The sequence below is a fragment of the Streptomyces sp. TM32 genome, from assembly GCF_004122755.1.
Lineage (GTDB): Bacteria > Actinomycetota > Actinomycetes > Streptomycetales > Streptomycetaceae > Streptomyces > Streptomyces sioyaensis.
In genome coordinates this window covers 1-20,035 of record NZ_SDIG01000123.1, presented here as the reverse complement: position 1 = coordinate 20,035, position 20,035 = coordinate 1, and the positions used below count along the sequence as shown (strand labels likewise).

Annotated in this window: 19 protein-coding genes; 12 read left to right on the top strand and 7 right to left on the bottom strand. The window is 71.6% G+C overall.

Features of this window, described 5'->3' with window-relative positions:
- The first annotated feature begins 95 nt into the window (after positions 1-95).
- The 6 genes from EST92_RS23235 (at position 96) to EST92_RS23210 (ending at position 6,236) form a co-directional block, all read left to right on the top strand.
- On the top strand, positions 96-893 hold the full coding sequence (locus EST92_RS23235; RefSeq protein ID WP_129282771.1) for an acetoacetate decarboxylase family protein: 798 nt from the start codon (positions 96-98) through the stop codon (positions 891-893).
- Positions 893-1,786 (top strand): SDR family NAD(P)-dependent oxidoreductase, encoded by an 894-nt coding sequence (locus tag EST92_RS23230; protein WP_129282770.1) that lies wholly within the window; start codon positions 893-895, stop codon positions 1,784-1,786. Before EST92_RS23235 ends, EST92_RS23230 begins: the two co-directional genes overlap by 1 nt.
- A gap of 13 nt (positions 1,787-1,799) precedes the next feature.
- A complete protein-coding gene (locus EST92_RS23225; protein WP_254068969.1) occupies positions 1,800-3,215 on the top strand; it encodes an amidohydrolase family protein in 1,416 nt (471 codons plus the stop codon).
- Positions 3,212-4,441 carry an amidohydrolase family protein gene (locus EST92_RS23220; RefSeq protein ID WP_129282769.1) on the top strand — a complete coding sequence of 410 codons (1,230 nt, stop codon included), beginning with the start codon at positions 3,212-3,214 and terminating at the stop codon, positions 4,439-4,441. The genes EST92_RS23225 and EST92_RS23220 overlap by 4 nt, the downstream gene beginning before the upstream one ends.
- Before the next feature lie 170 nt (positions 4,442-4,611).
- Positions 4,612-5,511, top strand: a complete 900-nt coding sequence (locus EST92_RS23215) for a sterol desaturase family protein (RefSeq protein ID WP_129282768.1) — start codon at positions 4,612-4,614, stop codon at positions 5,509-5,511.
- On the top strand, positions 5,508-6,236 hold the full coding sequence (locus EST92_RS23210) for a lysoplasmalogenase (protein WP_129282767.1): 729 nt from the start codon (positions 5,508-5,510) through the stop codon (positions 6,234-6,236). Before EST92_RS23215 ends, EST92_RS23210 begins: the two co-directional genes overlap by 4 nt.
- Positions 6,237-6,419: 183 nt before the next feature.
- Here EST92_RS23210 and EST92_RS23205 read toward each other — a convergent pair whose 3' ends face one another.
- Positions 6,420-7,934 (bottom strand): S8 family serine peptidase, encoded by a 1,515-nt coding sequence (locus EST92_RS23205; RefSeq protein ID WP_129282766.1) that lies wholly within the window; start codon positions 7,932-7,934, stop codon positions 6,420-6,422.
- Between the two features lie 239 nt (positions 7,935-8,173).
- Complete coding sequence (locus tag EST92_RS23200) at positions 8,174-8,371, bottom strand: hypothetical protein (protein WP_129282765.1); 198 nt, start codon at positions 8,369-8,371, stop codon at positions 8,174-8,176.
- A 220-nt stretch (positions 8,372-8,591) separates the two neighbouring features.
- Here EST92_RS23200 and EST92_RS23195 point away from each other — a divergent pair, with 220 nt between their 5' ends.
- The 3 genes from EST92_RS23195 to moaA all read left to right on the top strand — a co-directional run bounded on the left by EST92_RS23195 (position 8,592) and on the right by moaA (position 11,764).
- Positions 8,592-8,957: a DUF485 domain-containing protein gene (locus tag EST92_RS23195; RefSeq protein ID WP_129282764.1), complete on the top strand. Its 366-nt coding sequence runs from the start codon at positions 8,592-8,594 to the stop codon at positions 8,955-8,957.
- The gene (locus EST92_RS23190; RefSeq protein ID WP_129282763.1) at positions 8,954-10,591 is read left to right on the top strand and encodes a cation acetate symporter; all 1,638 of its coding nucleotides are present in this window, start codon (positions 8,954-8,956) and stop codon (positions 10,589-10,591) included. Before EST92_RS23195 ends, EST92_RS23190 begins: the two co-directional genes overlap by 4 nt.
- A 183-nt stretch (positions 10,592-10,774) precedes the next feature.
- The gene (gene moaA, locus EST92_RS23185) at positions 10,775-11,764 is read left to right on the top strand and encodes a GTP 3',8-cyclase MoaA (RefSeq protein ID WP_129282762.1); all 990 of its coding nucleotides are present in this window, start codon (positions 10,775-10,777) and stop codon (positions 11,762-11,764) included.
- 85 nt (positions 11,765-11,849) lie between these two features.
- Here the strand turns inward: moaA and EST92_RS23180 are convergent, their stop codons facing one another.
- Together EST92_RS23180 and EST92_RS23175 are read right to left on the bottom strand one after the other, a co-directional pair.
- The gene (locus EST92_RS23180) at positions 11,850-12,101 is read right to left on the bottom strand and encodes a hypothetical protein (protein WP_129250328.1); all 252 of its coding nucleotides are present in this window, start codon (positions 12,099-12,101) and stop codon (positions 11,850-11,852) included.
- Positions 12,102-12,310: 209 nt separating this feature from the next.
- Entirely contained in the window at positions 12,311-12,685 is a 375-nt protein-coding gene (locus tag EST92_RS23175) for a DUF3099 domain-containing protein (protein WP_096214322.1), read from the bottom strand.
- 209 nt (positions 12,686-12,894) lie between these two features.
- On the opposite strand from EST92_RS23175, the gene EST92_RS23170 reads away from it, so the two are divergent.
- A complete protein-coding gene (locus EST92_RS23170) occupies positions 12,895-13,173 on the top strand; it encodes a GlsB/YeaQ/YmgE family stress response membrane protein (RefSeq protein WP_129282761.1) in 279 nt (92 codons plus the stop codon).
- Positions 13,174-13,281: 108 nt separating this feature from the next.
- Here EST92_RS23170 and tyrS read toward each other — a convergent pair whose 3' ends face one another.
- The 3 genes from tyrS to EST92_RS23155 all read right to left on the bottom strand — a co-directional run bounded on the left by tyrS (position 13,282) and on the right by EST92_RS23155 (position 18,091).
- Positions 13,282-14,685, bottom strand: a complete 1,404-nt coding sequence (gene tyrS, locus EST92_RS23165) for a tyrosine--tRNA ligase (protein WP_129250331.1) — start codon at positions 14,683-14,685, stop codon at positions 13,282-13,284.
- Between the two features lie 141 nt (positions 14,686-14,826).
- Positions 14,827-16,266, bottom strand: coding sequence for a metallopeptidase TldD-related protein (locus EST92_RS23160; protein ID WP_129282760.1), 1,440 nt, complete (start codon positions 16,264-16,266; stop codon positions 14,827-14,829).
- Positions 16,267-16,558: 292 nt separating this feature from the next.
- Positions 16,559-18,091: a TldD/PmbA family protein gene (locus EST92_RS23155; protein WP_129282759.1), complete on the bottom strand. Its 1,533-nt coding sequence runs from the start codon at positions 18,089-18,091 to the stop codon at positions 16,559-16,561.
- A gap of 282 nt (positions 18,092-18,373) precedes the next feature.
- Here EST92_RS23155 and fabG point away from each other — a divergent pair, with 282 nt between their 5' ends.
- Positions 18,374-19,078 (top strand): 3-oxoacyl-[acyl-carrier-protein] reductase, encoded by a 705-nt coding sequence (gene fabG / locus EST92_RS23150; RefSeq protein WP_129282758.1) that lies wholly within the window; start codon positions 18,374-18,376, stop codon positions 19,076-19,078.
- Positions 19,079-19,083: 5 nt separating this feature from the next.
- Positions 19,084-19,854: an enoyl-ACP reductase FabI gene (gene fabI, locus EST92_RS23145; RefSeq protein ID WP_006606409.1), complete on the top strand. Its 771-nt coding sequence runs from the start codon at positions 19,084-19,086 to the stop codon at positions 19,852-19,854.
- Positions 19,855-20,035 lie beyond the last annotated feature (181 nt).

The window sequence follows — 20,035 nt, the reverse complement described above, 5'->3', positions numbered from 1 at the left end:
CCCCCACCCTTTACCCTTCGACCCCCACGGTGTAACAGTGTTACAGGCGCCTGGCACGACCCCCGCAAGTCACCGATGACGAAGGGTGGTACGACATGGCACGCGTACGCTACGGAGCACGCACCGAGGCGGAGATCACCGCGGCGCGCACCGCCGGCTCCCGGCTTCCCGACATCTGGTCCACCGGCGTCGTCGCCGTCTGGGAGAGCGATCCGGACGCGGTCGCCGCCGTTCTGCCGCCGCCGCTCGCACCCACCGGGCGACCGCTGGTCCGGGCCACCATCAGCCGGGTCGAGCTGCCGGGCTACCCCCTGGGCGCGGGCTCGGTCGCCGTCGCGGCCGCGCACCACGGCACCGAGGGCTGGTATCCGCTCGTCATGCCGATGACCCACGAGCGGGCCCTGACCGGCGGCCGCGAGGTCTTCGGTGAACCGAAGAAGCTGGGCGAGGTCTCCGTCGAGCGCGACGGCCCGGTGGTGCGTGCCGCGCTCGTCCGGCACGGCATCGCCTTCGTCGAGGTGCGTGGTGAGGTGAGCGGCCCGCTGCCGGTCCCGGAGCCGGTGCGGAAGACCGACTTCTACTTCAAGTTCCTTCCTGCCGTGGACGGTTCGGGATTCGACGGCAACCCGGTGCTGGTGCACTGCCTGCGCCAGGAGAAGGTCCGCACCCTGGAGCGGATCACCGGTGAGGTCGTCCTCCGGGAGTCGGCGTACGACCCCGTCGCCGACCTCCCCGTCCGCACCCTCGTCGAGCTCACCCTCGGCGAGAAGACCACCGACCAGCAGGGCCGGGTCGTCGAGCGGGTCAGCGCCCGGGACCTGCTGCCGTACGTCCACCAGCGCTACGACGATCCGCAGCAGCTCCTCGACGGCCCGCCCGAGGGGAGCGCCTGATGGAACTGCGGGCAGGACAGGTCGCGGTCGTCACCGGCGCCGCGAGTGGGATCGGCCGGGCCATGGCGCGCCGCTTCGCCGCGGAGGGGCTGTGTGTCGTCCTCGCCGACGTGGCGGAGGAGCCACTGCGCGCCGTCGCCGACGAGCTGACCGCGCAGGGCGCCCGGGTGCTGGCGCGCACCGTGGACGTCGGCGTCCGCGACGAGGTCGCCGCGCTCGCCGACGCCGCGTACGACGCCTTCGGCGCGGTCCATCTGCTGTGCAACAACGCGGGGGTGGGCTCCGGCGCCGAGGGGCGCATGTGGGAGCACGATCCCCGCGACTGGGAATGGGCGTTCGCGGTGAACATCTGGGGCGTCTTCCACGGCGTGCAGTGCTTCGTGCCCCGGATGCTGGCGGGCGGGGACCCCGGCCACGTCGTCAACACCTCCTCGACCGACGGCGGTATCGCGCCGCTGCCCACCGCGTCCGTCTATGCCGTCACCAAGGCGGCCGTGGTGACCATGACCGAGTCGCTGTACGCCCACCTGAAGGCCGAACGGGCCCCCGTAGGCGCCTCGGTGCTCTTCCCCGGTCCGCACATGCTGCGCACCGGCCTGTGGGAGTCGCACCGCAATCGGCCCGAGCGCTACGCCAAGTCCCGGCCGCGCCGTACCCCGTACCGCACCCTGGCCCAGTGGGAGGCGGCGATGAAGGAGGCCGGACAGGAGGTCGCCTTCACGCCCGTGGAGGACGTCGCGCAGCAGGTCGTGGACGGCGTCCGGGCCGGCCGCTTCTGGCTGCTGCCGCCCGCCGCGCACACCGACGCGCAGATCAGGGCGCGGTCCGCCTCGATGCTCGACCGCGCCGCCCCGGCGTATCTGGAGCACTTCATCCTCGACCCGGACGACTGAGGGAGGTTCCGCCATGACGGACCCGCAGGCTTCCCAGGACCCGCAGTTCCCCGAGCAGGGCCGGTTTCCCGACCAGGGCCAGGCCCCCGAGCAAGGACAGCGCCCCGAGCGGTGCCAGGCGCCGGAGCACCGGCCCGGCGCGCAACAGGACCTGCACGAGCCGTACCTGATCATCTCCTCCGACTGCCACGCCGGACTCCCCACCGAGGAGTACCGCCCCTATCTCGATGCCCGCTTCCACCGTGCCTTCGACGAGTTCCTCGGGCAGCGCGACGCCCGCCGCGCGGAGGCCACCCGCCTCGGCATCCGCAACGACGCCTTCGCCGAACGGTGGTTCCGGGACCACGAGGAGGGCCTGCGCGGCGGCTGGGACCCTGCCCAGCGGATCAAGGAGCTCGACGGTGACGGGGTCGCGGCGGAGGTCGTCTTCCCGGACGCGGACGCCGTCGACAGCGGTACGGCCGCCCCCTTCGGCGTGGGTCTCGGCCTCTCCGGCGACCACGACCCGGAGCTCGGCATGGCGGGCGCCCGGGCACACAACCGCTGGCTCGCCGACTTCGTCTCCGCACACCCCGCACGGCACTGCGGCGTCGCCCTGTTACCGGTCACGGCCGAGACCGGCCAGGTCGTCGCCGAGATCCACCGCGCCCGGGAGTCCGGGCTCGGCGCGCTCATGATCCCCGCCATGTGGGGCGGCAACGCGCCGTACCACGACCGCCGTTACGACCCGGTATGGGCGGCGGCCGCCGAGTGCGCGATGCCGGTGCTGACCCACTCCGGGTCCTCGCCCCGCCAGGAGTACGGGGACCACCTGGGGATCTTCGTGTCCGAGGTGACCTGGTGGCCGGCCCGCCCGCTGTGGTTCCTGCTGTGGTCCGGCGTCTTCGAACGCCACCCGGGCCTGCGGTTCGGTGTCGCCGAATCCGGCTGCTGGTGGCTCCCCAACCTCCTGTGGTTCATGGACCGCCTCTACCTGGGCGCCCACGGCGGCAAGAAGCTCTCCCCGTTCGCCGCCCTCAAGCGCCCGCCGCACGAGTACCTCGACCGGCAGGTCTTCGTCTGCGCCACCAACACCAAGCGCCGCGAGCTCGCCCAGCGCTACGAGATCGGCGTCGACAACATCCTGTGGGGCAGCGACTTCCCGCACCCCGAGGGCACCTGGCCCGACACCCGCGGCTGGCTGCAGAAGACCTTCCACGACATCCCGGTCGCCGAGACCCGGCGGATGCTCGGCCTGTCCGCCGCCGAGGCCTTCGGCTTCGACACCGCCGCGCTGGCCCCGCTGGCCCGCCGTATCGGCCCCACTCCGGCCGCACTCGGCCAGCCGGCCGACCAGCCGGCGGTCGAGGCCTCGTGGGCCCGCTCGCGCGAGGTGGGCCGCCACTGGCTGACGGATCACGACTTCCCGGTATTGGGGGCCGCCCGATGACACCGGAGCGCTACACCGTCATCTCCGCCGACTGCCACGCCGGCGCCGACCTCCTCGACTACCGGCCGTATCTGGCCTCCCGACACCACGAGGCCTTCGACGACTGGGCGGCGGCCTACGTCAACCCGCACGAGGACCTGCTGGCCGACACCGCCGACCGCAACTGGAACTCCGCCCGCCGGCTGGCCGAACTCGAAGCCGACGGCATCGTCGCCGAGGTCGTCTTCCCCAACACCATCCCGCCGTTCTTCCCCTCCGCGTCCCTGATGGCCCCGGCGCCCGCCACCCGTGAGGAGTTCGCGCGGCGCTGGGCGGGCCTGCGCGCCCACAACCGCTGGCTCGCCGATTTCTGCGCCGAGGCACCCGGCCGGCGGGCCGGCGTCGCCCAGATCCTCCTCAACGACGTCGACGAGGCCGTACGGGAGGTCCGCCGCACCAAGGAGGCCGGCCTCACCGGCGGCATCATGCTCCCCGGAACCCCGCCCGGATCCGGCCTGCCCGAACTCCACTCCGAGGTCTACGACCCGCTCTGGGCGGTCTGCGCGGAGCTGGAGGTGCCGGTCAACCATCACGGCGGCTCCGCCTCCCCGCCGCTCGGCGACGCGCCCGCCGCCCGCGCCGTGTTCATGGTCGAGACGACCTGGTTCTCGCACCGCGCGCTGTGGCACCTGATCTTCGGCGGGGCCTTCCGCCGCCACCCGGGTCTGCGCCTCGTCCTCACCGAACAGGGCTCCGGCTGGATCCCCGGCGTCCTGGACATGCTGGACTACTACCACGGCCGGCTGGCCGCGGCCGCGTCCGCCGCCACCGCCGAGGCCAAATTCGGCGCCGGCCTGGGCGCGGCCATGGGCGGCACCCCGACGGAGCTGTGGCGCGACCACTGCTTCGTCGGCGCCAGCTTCATGCGCCCGCACGAGGTCCCGCTCCGCCACCGGATCGGCCTCGACAAGATCATGTGGGGCAGCGACTACCCCCACGACGAAGGCACCCACCCCTACTCCCGCGAGGCGCTGCGCCTCGCCTACGCCGGTCTGCCGGCCGACGAGGCCGCCGCCATGCTCGGCACCAACGCGGCCCGCGTCTACGGCTTCGACCTCGCCCGCCTCGCCCCCCTCGCGGCCCGCGTCGGCCCGGCGGTCTCCGAGGTCGCCGTACCCCTGGACGAGGTCCCACCGGACGCCACCAGCCCGGCGTTCGCCCCGGGCGGGTCGCTACGGGTGTGGTGAGGGGCGGCCCGTCACCGCGCCGGGTGACCGGTGTGGTGACGGGAGCCCCCGGAGCCTGTCGTGGAGGGCTCCGCGAAGCGTGCCGTCGCACACAGCTGACGGCACGTCTCACATACTTATCGGTAACAACCCCTAGCGGCACCGCCGTCCACGCCTTTATGGTGCGGGGCATGCCGCACCTGCCCGATGTCGTGTTGTGGTCCGTACCGGCCTTCGTCCTGCTCACCGTGGTCGAGATGGTGAGCTATCGCCTGCATCCCGACGAGGACGCGGAGGGCTACGAGGTCAAGGACGCCGCCACCAGCGTCGGCATGGGCCTCGGCAGCCTGGTCTTCGACGCGCTGTGGAAGATCCCCATCGTGGCGATCTACGCCGCGATCTACGAACTCACCCCGCTGCGCATCCCCGTGGTGTGGTGGACGCTGCCGCTGATGCTGCTCGCCCAGGACTTCTTCTACTACTGGTCGCACCGCGGGCACCACGTCATCCGCGTCCTGTGGGCCTGCCACGTGGTGCACCACTCCAGCAAGAAGTTCAACCTCACCACCGCCCTGCGCCAGCCCTGGACGACCTGGACCGTCTGGCCGTTCTACGTCCCGATGATCGCCCTCGGCGTGCATCCGGCCGCGATCGCCTTCACCTCCGGGGCCAACCTCGTCTACCAGTTCTGGGTGCACACCGAGCGGATCGGCACCCTGCCCCGGCCCGTCGAGTTCGTGCTCAACACCCCGTCCCACCACCGCGTCCACCACGCCTCGCAGGGCGGCTACCTGGACCGCAACTTCGGCGGGATCCTGATCATCTGGGACCGGATGTTCGGCTCGTTCGTCGCCGAGACCGAGCGGCCGGTCTACGGCCTCACCAAGAACGTCGAGAGCTTCAACCCGCTGCGGGTGGCCACCCACGAATACGTCGCCATCGCCCGCGACATCCGCGCCGCGGGCAGCTGGCGGGAGCGCGCCGGACGGGTGTTCCGCGGACCGGGCTGGCAGCCGGCCGCGGCGGCGGGCGCAGAACCCGCGGGCCACGGCTCGCCGGCCCGCACCTCCGTCGAGGAGCCCGCCGCGTGACGGCACGGTGGCCGCGGGCCGCGGGGCCGCTGCTGGGGCTGTTCGCCGTGCTCGCCCTGGTGCACCTCGGGGCGCTGCTCGGGGACGTCACGACCGTCGCACAGCTCACGAAGCCCGCGCTGATGCCGGTGCTCACCGGATACGCGCTGGCCCGCGGTGGCCCGCCGCTGCTCGCCGGCGCCCTGCTGTTCGGCTGCGGCGGCGACACGTTCCTCCAGATCGGCGGGGACCTCGCCTTCCTGGTGGGCATGGGCTCCTTCGCCGCCGGGCACGTCTGCTACCTGCTGCTGTTCGTCCGGCACGGCGCCCGGCCAGGCGGGGGGCGGCCCGGACTCACGCCCGCGCTCGCCGCCGCGTACGGCGCGGTGCTGGCCGTCACCGTCGTGCTGCTGTGGCCGGACCTCCCGGCCGAGCTGCGGATCCCGGTCGCCGGCTACAGCCTGCTGCTCACCGCGATGGCGTTCGGCGCGCTCCGGGCGGGCCTCCTGGCCGCCGTCGGCGGGCTGCTCTTCCTGCTCTCCGACACCCTGATCGCCAGCGGCATCGCGCACTGGCCGCAGCTGCCGCTGCCGCAGTTCTGGATCATGCTCACCTATGCCGCGGCCCAGTACGCGCTGGCCGGCGGCGTGCTGCGCGCCGCCGCCACCGCTCCCCGGCCCGCACCGGACCGCCCGCGGGCGCCGCGGACGGCGGACATACCGGCACCGCGTACCCCCGCCGGATAGTCCCCGGCAGGGCAGGGAAAGCCGGGACAAGCCGCGGGACTTGAGTCTCCCCCCGTGGGAGACCCGAGAGTGGAGGGCATGTACGAGGACGGCGTCCCCCGCGGGCCCGCGCGCACCGCAGCGAAGAGGGCCGGGTGGCGCACCACCCGGCCCTTCCCGCACGTACCGGAAACCGTCCGGACGTTACTTCTTCACCGCGTCCAGCGCATCGACGATGCCATAGCCGTAGTGGCTGTTGACGTGCTTGGTGCCGGTGCAGGTGGCGTCACCCGTGGGGCAGCCGGGGTTGTCCGCCTGCTCCTTGAGGAGCCACTGGAGCTCCTGCGGGCTGGACTTCGGGTGGGCGCTCTTGAGCAGCGCCGCGACGCCGGAGACATGCGGGGTCGCCATGGACGTGCCGGCCAGGTAGGCCCAGTCACCGCCCGGCATGGTGGAGAGGATGTTGCCGTTCTTGGCGGGCAGCTCGGGCACCTGGCGGGAGTCCCCGCCCGGCGCGGCCACATCGATCTGGCCGAGGCCGTAGTTCGAGTAGTACGACTTGAGCTGGTGCACACCCGTCGCCGCGACCGTCACCGTGCCCGGCAGCTGGGTGGGCACGTCCCAGCAGGTCTTGGGGTTGATGGTGCGCTGGACCGGGGTGGAGTCGTTCGGGCTGGAGGCGTCGGGCAACTGGGGAGCCGCCAGGTCGAGGCCGGAGTTGCCCGCCGCGGCGACATTGAGCACGCCCTTGCGCTGGGCGTAGCTCGCCGCCCGGCCGACCGCGTCGATGATGGCGGCCTGGTCCGCGTCGTCCTTGCAGTTGAACATCCACGGGTCGACGTAATAGCTGTTGTTGGTCACCGAGATGCCGTGGTCGGCGGCGAAGACGAAGGCGCACACCACGCTCTCGGCGTAGAAGAGGCTGGTCTCCGGCTCGCTGACCTTGAGGGCGGCTATCTTCACGCCCGGGGCGACCCCCGCCACGCCGACGCCGTTACGGGCCGCCGCGATGGTGCCCGCCACATGGGTGCCGTGGTAGTCGTCGTCCGGGTTCCAGGGCCGCCAGGCGCCCTTGGACGTATCGGCCACCCCGCCCACGCAGTTGGCGGACTGCTTCGCGGAGAAGTTGGGCTTCAGGTCGGGGTGGGTGTCGTCCACTCCGGTGTCGATGATGCCGACGGTGACGTTCCTGCTGCCGGCGTTCACCTTCGCTGCCTGGTCGGCCTTGATGGCCGGCAGGTCCCACTGCAGCGGTTCCAGCGGCTCCTCGCCGTTTGCCTTCGCCACGCTGCCGGCCGCCTTGAGCTGCGACTTCGACAGGTCGATCCGCTGCGGCTTGCCGACGTCGGTGGTGCCCTGCGCCTTCAGCGGCGCGGTGCGGGTCGCGCCCGCCGACTGCACGCCCGGCACCGTCCGCATCTCGGCGGCGAACTGCGGGTTGGCCGAGTGGACGACGGTCACGCCTATCCGCTCATGGGCGATGACCACCTTCCCGCCGGCCTTGGTTATCGCCTTCGCGATCCGGCCGGCCATGGTGTGGCCGGGCGTGGCGTTCACGACGTACGACAGCAGCGGGCCGCTGTCCGAGGCGGCGGCGGCCGGGGCGGTGTCCGTGGACGCGGCGGTGGCCGCGGTCGGGAGGAAACCGAGGGACGCCGTCAGAGCCAGTCCGAGCGGTACGGCCAGCGCCCGCGTGCGTCTGGATCGGGGATGAGCCATGGGTACTCCACATCATCCGTGAGACCGCCCGTGCACGGATTGCGCACGGGCGGATACATGAGAGGTGAAGTTATCGGCGATCAACGGCCCACAGCAATGGAACGGGGAGAAAACCTGTCAGGAGTGGCGAATTGATGACTCGTCAGTCCGTTTTCCCTGCAGCGCTCCTGAGAGGCCGTCAGGGCTGGTCCGGGTCGTCAGGGCCGGTCAGCTGTAGCGCCGCAACTCGTCAGGGCCGGTCAGTCGTTGCGTCGCAACGCGGCGATGCTCAGCAGCGGCAGGGCGATCCGCGGGCCGTACCAGCGGCGCGCGGCCGCGGCCGGACCGGAGCGCGGCTCCTGCGGGGTGACGGGGAGCGGCGCCGGCAGCCGGACACTGCCGTAGGGGCGCCGACGGGGAGCGGGTGGCTGCGGGGCCTGCTGTGGCGGCGGGTTCACACCGGGCTCAACGAAGCGCCCCGCGCGCGGTGGCGGGCCGTCACGGCCATTCCGCGGATTCTTCTGGGATTCAACCAACGGCCCCCTGTCGCATCGTATGACGCACCTCTACCATGCGTGATCTATATCACTTACCTGAGCTTTACTGTCGGTCCAGCTCCTCCCGTGCAACGCCGTCGGACCGGCACTGGGAACCCGCCCCTTCGCGTCAGGAGACTCCGTGAGCGCCGCACCGACCCTCGACCCGGGGACACACGAGCCGCCCGACTACCGCCAGGTGCAGTCGAGCGCGGAATTCGATGAACTCCGCCGCGCACACCGCTCGTTCGCCTTCCCGGTCACCGTCGCCTTCCTCCTCTGGTACCTCGGCTACGTGCTGCTGTCGAGCTATGCCGGCGGCTTCATGTCCACCAAGGTCCTCGGCCACCTCAACGTCGCCTTCGTCCTGGGCCTCGCCCAGTTCGCCACGACCTTCCTCATCGCCTGGTGGTACTCCCGGCGCGCCGCCGCGCGGCTCGACCCCAAGGCCGAGGCCATCAAGTCCCGCCTGGAGGGCGTCACCCTCCGCAAGGAGGGCGACGCATGAACCTCACCTCTCAGCCGCTCGCGCTCCCGCTCGCGGCCGGCGGCGCGGGTGAGCACCGCACCCTGATCATCACCCTCTTCGCGGTCTTCGTCGCCGCCACCCTCGGCCTCACGGTCTGGGCCGGCCGGCAGACCAAGGGCGCGGAGGACTTCTACGCCGGCGGCCGGCAGTTCAGCGGCTTCCAGAACGGCCTGGCCATCTCCGGTGACTACATGTCCGCCGCGTCCTTCCTCGGCATCGCCGGCGCCATCGCCCTCTTCGGCTACGACGGCTTCCTCTACTCCATCGGCTTCCTCGTGGCCTGGCTCGTGGCGCTGCTCCTGGTCGCCGAACCGCTGCGCAACACCGGCCGGTTCACCATGGGCGACGTCCTCGCCCACCGGATGCGCCGGCGCCCGGTCCGTACCGCCGCCGGTGTCTCCACCATCATCGTCTCGATCTTCTACCTGCTCGCGCAGATGGCGGGGGCGGGCGCCCTGGTCACCCTGCTCCTGGGCATCACCAGTGAGGCGGGCAAGATCCTCGTCGTCGTCCTCGTCGGCGTCGTGATGATCCTCTACGTCACCATCGGCGGGATGAAGGGCACCACCTGGGTCCAGATGGTCAAGGCGGTGCTGCTGATCGCCGGCACCCTGCTGATCACCTTCCTGGTGGCGCTGAAGTTCCACTTCAACATCTCCACGCTGCTCGGCGCCGCCGCCGAGAACAGCGGCAAGGGGTCCGCCTTCCTGGAGCCCGGCCTCAAGTACGGAGCCACCGCCACCTCGAAGATCGACTTCATCTCGCTGGGCCTCGCCCTCGTCCTGGGCACCGCGGGCCTGCCGCACATCCTCATCCGCTTCTACACCGTCCCCACCGCCAAGGCCGCCCGGAAGTCCGTGAACTGGGCGATCGCCATCATCGGTGTCTTCTACCTGATGACCATCGCGCTCGGCTTCGGCGCCGCCGCCCTCATCGAGCCCGGGACGATCATCGCGTCCAACAAGGCGGGCAACACCGCGGCCCCGCTGCTCGCCGAGGCGATCGGCGGCGGCCCCGGCTCCACCGGCGGCGCCGTCCTGCTCGCCGTGATCTCCGCCGTGGCCTTCGCCACCATCCTCGCGGTGGTCGCCGGACTCACCCTCGCCTCGTCCTCGTCCTTCGCCCACGACCTGTACGTCAACGTCCTGCGCAAGGGCCGGGCCACCGAGAAGGAGGAGATCGGCGCGGCCCGCTGGGCGACCGTCGGCATCGGCGCCGTCGCCATCGTCCTGGGGGTCTTCGCCCGCGGGCTGAACGTCGCCGGCCTGGTGGCGCTCGCCTTCGCGGTCGCCGCCTCCGCCAACCTCCCCACCCTCCTGTACAGCCTCTTCTGGAAGCGCTTCACCACCCGGGGCGCGCTCTGGTCCATCTACGGCGGCCTCGCCTCGTCCGTCCTGCTGGTGCTCTTCTCCCCGGTCGTCTCCGGGAAGGAGACCTCGATGTTCCCCGGCGCGGACTTCGGCTTCTTCCCGCTGGAGAACCCCGGCCTGATCTCCATCCCGCTCGGCTTCCTGCTCGGCTGGCTGGGATCGCTGCTGTCCAAGGAGGAGCCGGACGCCGCGAAGTACGCCGAGCTGGAGGTCCGCTCGCTGACCGGTACCGGGGCCCACTGAGACCGGCCGCTGGGCCGTCCCTACAGGGTCCGGGCGGGGTGGCGTCGTAGAGAGCTACGACGCCACTCCGCCCACCTCGTGCTTCTCCGCCCTGCTCGCATGTCACACCCATCACGTAGGCTCGAACACGTACCTGTCCGCGAAGGGCAGACATCGTGAGCCATTTCTCGGGGAGGGGGCCCAGTGCTCATCGACACCTACGGTCGTGTGGCCACCGACCTGCGCGTTTCACTCACCGACCGCTGCAATCTGCGGTGCACCTACTGCATGCCGGAGGAAGGCCTGCAGTGGCTCGCCAAGCCCGATCTGCTCACCGACGACGAGATCGTCCGGCTGATCACCATCGCCGTGCGGGACCTGGGCATCGAGGAGGTCCGCTTCACCGGCGGTGAACCGCTGCTCCGCCCCGGCCTGCCCGGCATCGTCGAGCGCGTCGCCGCCCTCGGCCCCCGCCCCCAGATGTCCCTGACCACCAACGGCATCGGCCTGCAGCGCACGGCCGCCGCACTGCGCGACGCCGGGCTCGACCGCGTCAACGTCTCGCTGGACACCCTGCGGCCGGAGGTCTTCCAGGCCCTGACCCGCCGCAAGCGGCACGACGACGTCCTGCGCGGTCTGGACGCGGCCCGCGCGGCCGGGCTGACCCCCGTCAAGGTCAACGCCGTCCTGATGCCGGGCCTCAACGACGACGAGGCCCCCGACCTCCTGGCCTGGGCGATCGCCCACGACTACGAACTCCGCTTCATCGAGCAGATGCCCCTGGACGCCCAGCACGGCTGGAAGCGCGACGGCATGATCACCGCCGGTGACATCCTCACCTCGCTGCGCACCCGCTTCACGCTCACCCCCGAGGGCCAGGAGGAGCGCGGCTCCGCCCCCGCCGAGCGCTGGCTGGTGGACGGCGGCCCCCACCGCGTCGGGGTGATCGCCTCCGTCACCCGCCCGTTCTGCCGGGCCTGCGACCGCACCCGACTCACCGCCGACGGCCAGATACGCACCTGCCTCTTCGCCACCGAGGAGACGGATCTGCGGACGGCGCTGCGCTCCGGGGCCCCCGACGACGAGATCGCGCGGCTGTGGGAGACCGCGATGTGGGGCAAGAAGGCGGGCTCCGGTCTGGACGACCCGTCCTTCCTGCAGCCGGAGCGCCCGATGTCCTCGATCGGCGGCTGAAGCGCCGAGCGTCTGAGCCGCCGGGCGGCTGAAGCGCTCGGCGTCTGATGCGGTCAGTGGCCGAAGCAGTCGGTCGGCGCAGCGGTCAGTGGCCGGCGGCCGACGCCTCCCACTCCTCCAGCGTCACCACGTCCTTCAGAAAGCCGCGCACACCGAGGAACTGCGACAGATGCTCCCGGTGCTCCTCGCACGCCAGCCAGGTCTTGCGCCGGTCCGGAGTGTGCAGCTTCGGGTTGTTCCAGGCCAGCACCCATACGGCGGCGGCGCGGCAGCCCTTCGCGGAGCAGATGACGGCACTGTCGCCGCGGGGGGCGTCCTGGGGATTCGGGGAGTTCACGGCCTCAACCCTACGTCCTGCGCACGGCCCTCAGGGCCCGCGGACATGACGACGCCGGGCAGCCACGGGGGGAGCCGCCCGGCGTCGGTCCGTCGCTCCGACGGGGGATGCGGAGCGCGTACGCAGTATGTCACGGGGGATGGTGCCTGGTGCACCGGAACTCCATGATTGATCTGAGCTTTTCTTGAGCTTTGCAGACCGCGTCGAGATCAACTGGGGTCGGGCCGCGGGCCGGACGTGCCCGTCGCCGGCCGCTCCGGAACGGACTCCGCGGGGGCGTCGGAGGCCTCCCGCGTCAGCATCGGCCTGGTCGGCGCCGCGATGAACGTCTTCGGGACCGAAGTGGCGTTCTCCCGGCCCGCGTTGGCGATCACCACCGCGATGTAGGGCAGCGCCAGACCCAGCACCAGCGTCGCGATCGCCACCGGCCGCTCGACGTTCCACAGCACCACGGTCAGCACCACGGCCACCGTCCGCACCGCCATCGAGATCACATACCGGCGCTGCCGCCCACGGACGTCCTCGGACAGGCCCTGCCGCGCTCCCGTGATCCGGAAGGCCTGGCCGCTGCTCTGCTTCCGCATCACTTCCACCACCTGCTCAGTCGTGCCGGATTCTCCCCGAAATCCGGTCGGATTCCACGGTACGCCGCGGTCGCGCCGGCTACGAGACCGGGTCGTGCCGTGCCCGCTCGGGCCCCGTCCCCCCGTTGCCCGGCTCCCGGGTGCGCCCGGGCCGCCGTGGGGCGACACTGAGGGGCGAACATCTGCACCGCGTCGCAAGAGGAGGCGTCATGACGTGGTTGTGGGCCATCATCGTGGGCCTGGTGCTGGGCCTGATCGCCAAGGCCCTCATCCCGGGCAAGCAACAGATTCCGCTCTGGCTGACCGTGATCTTCGGCATGCTGGGCAGCGTCCTGGGCAACTGGGCGGCCACCGGCCTCGGGGTCGCCGACACCAAGGGCATCGACTGGGTTCGGCACCTGCTGCAACTGGCTGGTGCGGTCGTCATCGTCGCCATCGGGGACCGTCTCTGGGTCTCCCTGCGCGGCCACAAGAGACACGCCATCTAACAGAGCCACGGACGTCCGGCCCTGACCGGCCCGGGCGCACCCCGGTGGCACCACACGACAGGGCGGCCGGTGCGCACCCGTGCGCACCGGCCGCCCACCGCTTCCGGCTCAGCGGCCGTCGAGCTGCGCCAGCTTCCGTCCGGCCTTCAGGTACGTCACCCCGGCCGTGTCCGCCAGCTTCTCGGCCAGGACCTCGCGCAGCGGACGGACGGCGTCGGCCTCCGCGAGCACCACGGTCTGCTGACCGTCGGCGCCCTCCACGACCAGCCGCAGCGCATTCTGCTTGGCCAGCCGCCGCGCCGCCGAGGCGCTCGGCGTGAACTCCAGCACGGTCGTCAGCACCGTCGCCACCGTCTCGGCGGCGTGCGCGGCGACCTCGACGACCGGCAGCGACTCCACGTCGGAGAACGACTTCTTGGAGAACTGCGCGATGAACCCGGCCCGCGCCGCCATCGCCGCGTCCAGGCCGTACAGCGCGGCCACGACCTCGCCCGCGAGGATCTTCTTCAGATCCATGGGGTGCAGCGAGCGGTCCGCGACCCGGCCCAGGGCGAGCCCGATCTCCTCGTCGGTCCACTCCGTCCAGGCCTTGAGGTACGGCTCCATCAGCCGGTCCGGCACCGACATGATCTTGCCGAAGACATCGTCGGCGGGCGCGCTCAGCCCGACGTAATTGCCCTTGGACTTGGACATCTTGGCGCCCGTGCCGTCCGTGCCCTCGATCAGCGGCATGGTGACGATCAGCTGCGGGGTCTGCCCGCGCAGCTCCATCAGCTTGCGGGCCATCTGCAGATTGAGCAGCTGGTCCGAGCCGCCGAGCTCCACATCGCAGTTGAGCGCCACCGAGTCCAGGCCCTGCGCGACGGGGTAGAGCAGCTCCGTCATGGTCAGACCGGAGCCGGCCGCCAGCCGGTTGCGGAAGTCCTCGCGCTGCAGCAGCTGCGAGGCCGGCACGTGGGCGAGCAGCGCGAGCAGCTCCGGGAAGGTGTAGGGCGCCAGCCACTCGCTGTTCTGCCGGAAGCTGACCTTCTCGAAGTCGAAGAAGGGGCGTACCTGTTCGCGGTAGGTGGCGAGGTTGTGCGCGATGTCCTCGTCGGTCAGCGGCGGGCGCTCAGCGGTGCGGCCCGACGGGTCGCCGATCTTGGCGGTGAAGTCGCCGATGATCAGCGTGACGTCATGGCCCAGCCGCTGGAACCGGCTCAGGATGATCAGCGGGACCGCATGCCCCAGGTGCACATCGGTCGCCGTCGGGTCGATGCCCAGCTTGATGTGCAGGCCCCGCCCGGCCGCCCGGCGCTCCTCGATCCGCTCGGCCAGCTTGTCCACGCCCGGCAGGACCTCGACCGTACGGGACGCGATCAGCTCGGCCTGCTCCTTGGCCGACAGGTCCGTCAGGTCATAAGAGCGCCGGGCCGCCGTCTCCTGGAGCAGCTCCTGGACGGTGGCGTCCGAGGAGAGGTCGGTGGAGAGCAGCGCGATGGCGCGGGCGACGGATTCGCCGAGGCGTGTCATGGCGTTCCTGATCGATCGGTATTTCCCGTGAGGGAGGACAGGGTGCCCCAGAAGGGCCGGGCAGAAGTCTATGGCCAGCGCAGCGGGCCCCACACACGGGTTTGCGCGCGCGGGGCCCGGCGCCGGGCGGGACCGGCCCCGTCACACCCCGCGGCTGACCGAACTCATATGGAAGTCCGCGACCCGCAGGGCCGGCATCGCGGCCCGGGTGAAGTAGTCGCCCCACTCACGCGGCAGGGTCCGCTCCGTACGGCCCGCCTCCACCGCCCGGGACAGCAGATCCACCGGCGACTCGTTGAACCGGAAGTTGTTCACCTCGCCGGTCACCTCGCCGTTCTCGACCAGATAGACGCCGTCCCGGGTCAGCCCGGTCAGCAGCAGCGTCGCCGGGTCCACCTCGCGGATGTACCACAGGCAGGTCAGCAGCAGCGTGGGACCGTCGTGCCCGGAGGCCGCCACCATCTCGTCCAGCGAGCGTGGACCGCCGCCCTCCAGGAGGAGGTTGTCGATACCCGGCGCCACCGGGAGCCCGGTCAGCCCGGCGCTGTGCCGGGTGGTCGGCAGCCGGTGCAGGACGCCCTCGCGGATCCACTCGGTGGGCGCGAGCGGCAGCCCGTTGTCGAAGATCGAGGCGTCGTCGCCGGAGGAGTGCGCCAGGACGAACGGGGCGCACTCCAGACCTGCCGCCCGCGGGTCGCTGCGCAGCGTCAGCGGCAGCTCGCTGAGCCGCTCGCCCAGCCGGGTGCCCGCCCCGGGCCGGGCCGCGTCCGAGCCGTCGGCCGGCCGGGAGAACACCGTACGGCCCTCCGCGGCGTCCCGGGCCCCGGACGACCACATCTGGTAGATCAGCAGGTCGGCGACGGCGGTCGGCGGCAGCAGTGTCTCGTACCGCCCGGCGGGCAGCTCGATCCGCCGCTCCGCCCAGCCCAGCCGCCGGCTCAGCTCGGTGTCCATCACCCGCGGATCGACATCGCTGAAGTCCCGGGTCGCCCGGCCCGCCCAGGCCGAGCGGGGCTCGGCGCCGGAACCGGCCGACTTCGCGTTCAGCTCCAGCGTCCCGGTGGGCTGGTCGTGCCGCAGCCGAAGCCCGGCCGAGGTGCCCAGATACGAGGAGACGACGCCGTGGTGGGCGAAGCCGTACAGCTCCCGGCCGCCGGAGCGGGCCTGCCGGAAGGCCTCGCCGAGCGCCGGTGCGAACGCCGCGAACACCTCCGAGGAGGTCTCGGCGGGCGCGTCGGTGAAGTCGGCGGACGCCTTCTCGCCGCCCACCAGCGGCTGCGCGTCCTCGGCGGGCCCGGCCTCCCGGGCCGCCGCCTCGGCCGCCCGGACCAGCGGCTCCAGCTCGTCCGCCGTCACCGCGGAGCGCGTCACGACGCCGGACGCGGTGCCCTGCCCGCCGTCGACCGTCGCCACGACGGTGAGGGTACGGCCGCGGGTGACGCCGTTGGTCGTCAGCGCGTTGCCCGCCCAGCGCAGATTGGCGCTGGACTGCTCGTCGGCGATGACCACACAGCCGTCGGCCCGGGAGAGCTCCAGGGCCCGCTCGACGATCTCGTGCGGCGTAGTGGTGCGACGGCTCATCGACCGGCCTCCTGCGTCGTGTTCGGCATGCTCACGGGGGCCACGCCCCGGAAGAGCCGGGCCCCGTGCCCGGCCCTACGGAAACGGCGACCGGCGCACCGGACGTACCCCGGGGACATCGCGAACAGCCCCCTCCGACGGGCATCTGTGCAGGTCAGGCGGCTCTTCATGGTCTACCTCAATCCCTGTCCATACCGGTTCGGCCCGGACTCCGCAGGGTCTGGTGACGAGGTGGTGTCGACCTGGGAGCAGAGCCTGTTTCGTGACGACGTCGAGCGTCTGCGGGCGCCCCTCAGGTGCGCCCCGACTCCGCCGACGTGTTGAGGATGTTCACGTTCCGGAACAGGGCCGACGGGCAGCCGTGGGAGACGGCTGCGACCTGGCCCGGCTGCGCCTTGCCGCAGTTGAAGGCGCCGCCCAGGACGTAGGTCCGGGGTCCGCCGACCGCCGTCATCGCGCCCCAGAAGTCGGTCGTGGTCGCCTGGTAGGCCACGTCGCGCAGTTGGCCGGCCAGTCGGCCGTTCCGGATGGCGTACGCCCGCTGCTGGGTGAATTGGAAGTTGTAGCGCTGCATGTCGATGGACCAGGAACGGTCGCCGACGAGGTAGATGCCGCGGTCCACGCCCGAGATCAGTTCCTCGGTGGAGGGGCCGGACGGCGCCGGCTGGAGCGAGACGTTGGCCATCCGCTGGACCGGGACATGGTCCGGCGAGTCCGCGTAGGCGCATCCGTTGGAGCGCGAGAAGCCGGTCAACTTGGCGATTCTGCGGTCGAGTTGGTAGCCGACCAGGGTTCCGTCCTTGATCAGGTCCCAGGACTGGGCGGCCACGCCCTCGTCGTCGTAGCCGATCGTCGCGAGGCCGTGCTCGGCGGTCCGGTCGCCGGTCACGTTCATCAGCGCGGAGCCGTACGCCAGTTTGCCGAGCTGGTCGAAGGTGGCGAACGAGGTGCCCGCGTACGCCGCCTCGTAGCCCAGGGCCCGGTCCAGCTCGGTGGCGTGCCCGATCGACTCATGGATCGTCAGCCAGAGGTTGGAGGGATCCACCACCAGGTCGTAGGTGCCGGCCTCGACCCCGGGGGCGCGCATCTTCTCCGCGAGGTGCTCCGGGATGCGGGCCAGTTCCCCGTCCCAGTCGTAGTGGCCGTCGGTCAGGTACTCCCAGCCGCGTCCGACCGGCGGGGCGAGGGTGCGCATCGAGTCGAAGGCGCCGCTCACCGGGTCCACGGCGACCGCCGTCAGCTGCGGATGCAGCCGCACCCGCTGCTGAGTGGTGCTGGTGCCTGCGGTGTCGGCGTAGAACTTGTTCTCCTGGACGGTCAGCAGCAAGGCGTCCGCATGGGCCACGCCCTCGGCGGCCAGCAGCCGGGCGCTCCAGTCGGCCAGCAGCCCGGTCTTCTCGGCGTCCGGCACGTCGAACGGGTTGATGTCGTAGGAGGAGATCCAGGTCCGGTCCGGATGCACCGGTTCCGCCGCCAGCTCGACCCTCTCGTCGGAGCCCGCGGCCCGGATCACCTTCGCCGACAGCTTCGCCATCGCCACGGCCTGCGCGGCCACTCGCGCCGCCGCGTCCATGGTCAGATCCACCCCGGACGCGAAACCCCAGGCCCCGCCGTGCACCACCCGCACCGCGTACCCGAGGTCGGTGGTGTCGGAGGTCCCGGCCGTACGGGCGTCCCGCAGCCGCCAGGCGGCGCTGCGGACCCGCTCCAGGCGGAAGTCCGCGTGGTCGGCGCCCAGCGCGCGGGCGCGGGCCAGCGCGGCGTCGGCCAGCGCGCGCAACGGCAGCGCCAGGAACGAGTCGTCGAGGGCATGGGGTGCAGGCAAGGAGTCCTCCCGTGGTCGGCGCCTGCATCATCCCCCGCGGGGCGCCCGCGGCCCAGAGCGCAGGGGGGCAGGCACGGTGAGTCGGCCAGGGCGGCGGGGAGCCGGGCCCGGTCGCGACATGGCCGACCGGGCTGCCGGGGAGCGGTCCCGGGGGAGTGGTTCTGTGGGATCCCGACAGTCACCGGCGCATGCGCCTGTCCGTGCTGGATTCCACGGAAGCGCCCCGTGACCGATAGTTTCGTATCGAACGCAGGACGGACAGGAAACGGAAAGGGTGATCTCTTGAGCCGCTCGGTTCTGGTCACCGGAGGTAACCGCGGCATCGGCCTCGCCATTGCCCGTGCCTTCGCCGAGGCAGGCGACCAGGTCGCCATCACCTACCGCTCGGGCGAGCCACCCGCGGGGTTTTTGGCCGTGAAGTGCGACATCACGGACAACGAGCAGGTCGAGCAGGCGTACAAGGAGATCGAGGAGAAGCAGGGTCCGGTCGAGGTGCTGGTGGCCAACGCCGGCGTCACCCGTGACCAGCTGCTGATGCGGATGTCCGAGGAGGACTTCACCTCGGTCCTGGAGACCAACCTCACCGGTACGTTCCGGGTGGTCAAGCGCGCCAACCGCGCGATGCTGCGGGCCCGCAAGGGTCGGGTCGTGCTGATCTCGTCCGTGGTGGGCCTGATGGGCGCGCCGGGCCAGGCGAACTACGCCGCCTCCAAGGCCGGGCTGGTGGGCTTCGCCCGCTCGCTCGCCCGGGAGCTGGGCAGCCGCAACATCACCGTCAACGTCGTCGCCCCCGGCTTCGTCGACACCGACATGACCCGTGTGCTCACCGATGAGCAGCGGGAGGGCATCGTCAAGCAGGTACCGCTCGCGCGGTATGCGCAGCCCGAGGAGATCGCCGCCTCGGTCCGCTTCCTGGCCTCCGACGAGGCCGCGTACATCACCGGAGCCGTCATTCCCGTCGACGGCGGATTGGGCATGGGTCACTGATCAGCATGAGTGGAATCCTTGCAGGCAAGCGCATCCTGGTCACGGGTGTCCTGACCGAGTCGTCGATCGCGTTCCAGGCGGCCAAGGTCGCCCAGAACGAGGGCGCCGAGGTCATCCTCACCGGCTTCGGCCGGCTCTCGCTCGTGGAGCGGATCGCCAAGCGGCTGCCCAAGCCCGCTCCGGTCATCGAGCTGGACGTCACCAACCAGGAGCACCTGGACGGGCTGGCCGACAAGATCCGCGAGCACCAGGGCGAGGGTGCCCGGCTCGACGGCATCGTGCACTCCATCGCCTTCGGCCCGCAGGGCGCCTTCAACTTCCTGGAGGCGGAGTGGTCGGACGTGGGCACCGCGGTGCAGGTCTCGGCGTACTCGTACAAGTCGCTGACGATGGCCTGCCTGCCGCTCATGGAGCACGGCGGTGCGGTCGTCGGCCTCACCTTCGACGCGCAGATCGCCTGGCCGAAGTACGACTGGATGGGCGTGGCCAAGGCGGCGCTGGAGAGCACCAACCGCTACCTGGCGCGCGACCTCGGCCCCAAGAACATCCGCTGCAACCTGGTCTCGGCGGGCCCCATCAAGTCGATGGCCGCCAAGTCCATCCCCGGCTTCGAGGAGCTGGCGGACGTGTGGAACCACCGCGCTCCGATCGGGTGGGATCTGGCCGACCCGGAGCCGGCCGGCCGTGGCGTCGTCGGCATGCTGTCCGACTTCTTCCCGCGCACGACGGGCGAGATCGTGCACGTCGACGGCGGTGTGCACATGATGGGCGCCTGACGCCCCACGCTTCGTCCGTACTGCCCGTCCCGGGGTGCCGGGGCGGGCAGTACGCATGTGTGCCGCGGGAATCCCGCCGTCCGTGCCGCGGCGGGAATTGCACCCTGGTCCGCCCTGCCCCGCCGCGGGAATCACCCCTGTCCGCCCCGCCTTGCTGCGGGTACAACGCCCCCCTGCCTGC

Coding starts and splice junctions, on each gene's coding strand:
- EST92_RS23235 (WP_129282771.1), top strand. CDS start 96: ATGGCACGCGTACGCTACGGAGCACGCACCGAGGCGGAGATCACCGCG.
- EST92_RS23230 (WP_129282770.1), top strand. CDS start 893: ATGGAACTGCGGGCAGGACAGGTCGCGGTCGTCACCGGCGCCGCGAGT.
- EST92_RS23225 (WP_254068969.1), top strand. CDS start 1,800: ATGACGGACCCGCAGGCTTCCCAGGACCCGCAGTTCCCCGAGCAGGGC.
- EST92_RS23220 (WP_129282769.1), top strand. CDS start 3,212: ATGACACCGGAGCGCTACACCGTCATCTCCGCCGACTGCCACGCCGGC.
- EST92_RS23215 (WP_129282768.1), top strand. CDS start 4,612: ATGCCGCACCTGCCCGATGTCGTGTTGTGGTCCGTACCGGCCTTCGTC.
- EST92_RS23205 (WP_129282766.1), bottom strand. CDS start 7,934: ATGGCTCATCCCCGATCCAGACGCACGCGGGCGCTGGCCGTACCGCTC.
- EST92_RS23190 (WP_129282763.1), top strand. CDS start 8,954: ATGAACCTCACCTCTCAGCCGCTCGCGCTCCCGCTCGCGGCCGGCGGC.
- EST92_RS23175 (WP_096214322.1), bottom strand. CDS start 12,685: ATGCGGAAGCAGAGCAGCGGCCAGGCCTTCCGGATCACGGGAGCGCGG.
- EST92_RS23170 (WP_129282761.1), top strand. CDS start 12,895: ATGACGTGGTTGTGGGCCATCATCGTGGGCCTGGTGCTGGGCCTGATC.
- tyrS (WP_129250331.1), bottom strand. CDS start 14,685: ATGACACGCCTCGGCGAATCCGTCGCCCGCGCCATCGCGCTGCTCTCC.
- EST92_RS23160 (WP_129282760.1), bottom strand. CDS start 16,266: ATGAGCCGTCGCACCACTACGCCGCACGAGATCGTCGAGCGGGCCCTG.
- fabI (WP_006606409.1), top strand. CDS start 19,084: ATGAGTGGAATCCTTGCAGGCAAGCGCATCCTGGTCACGGGTGTCCTG.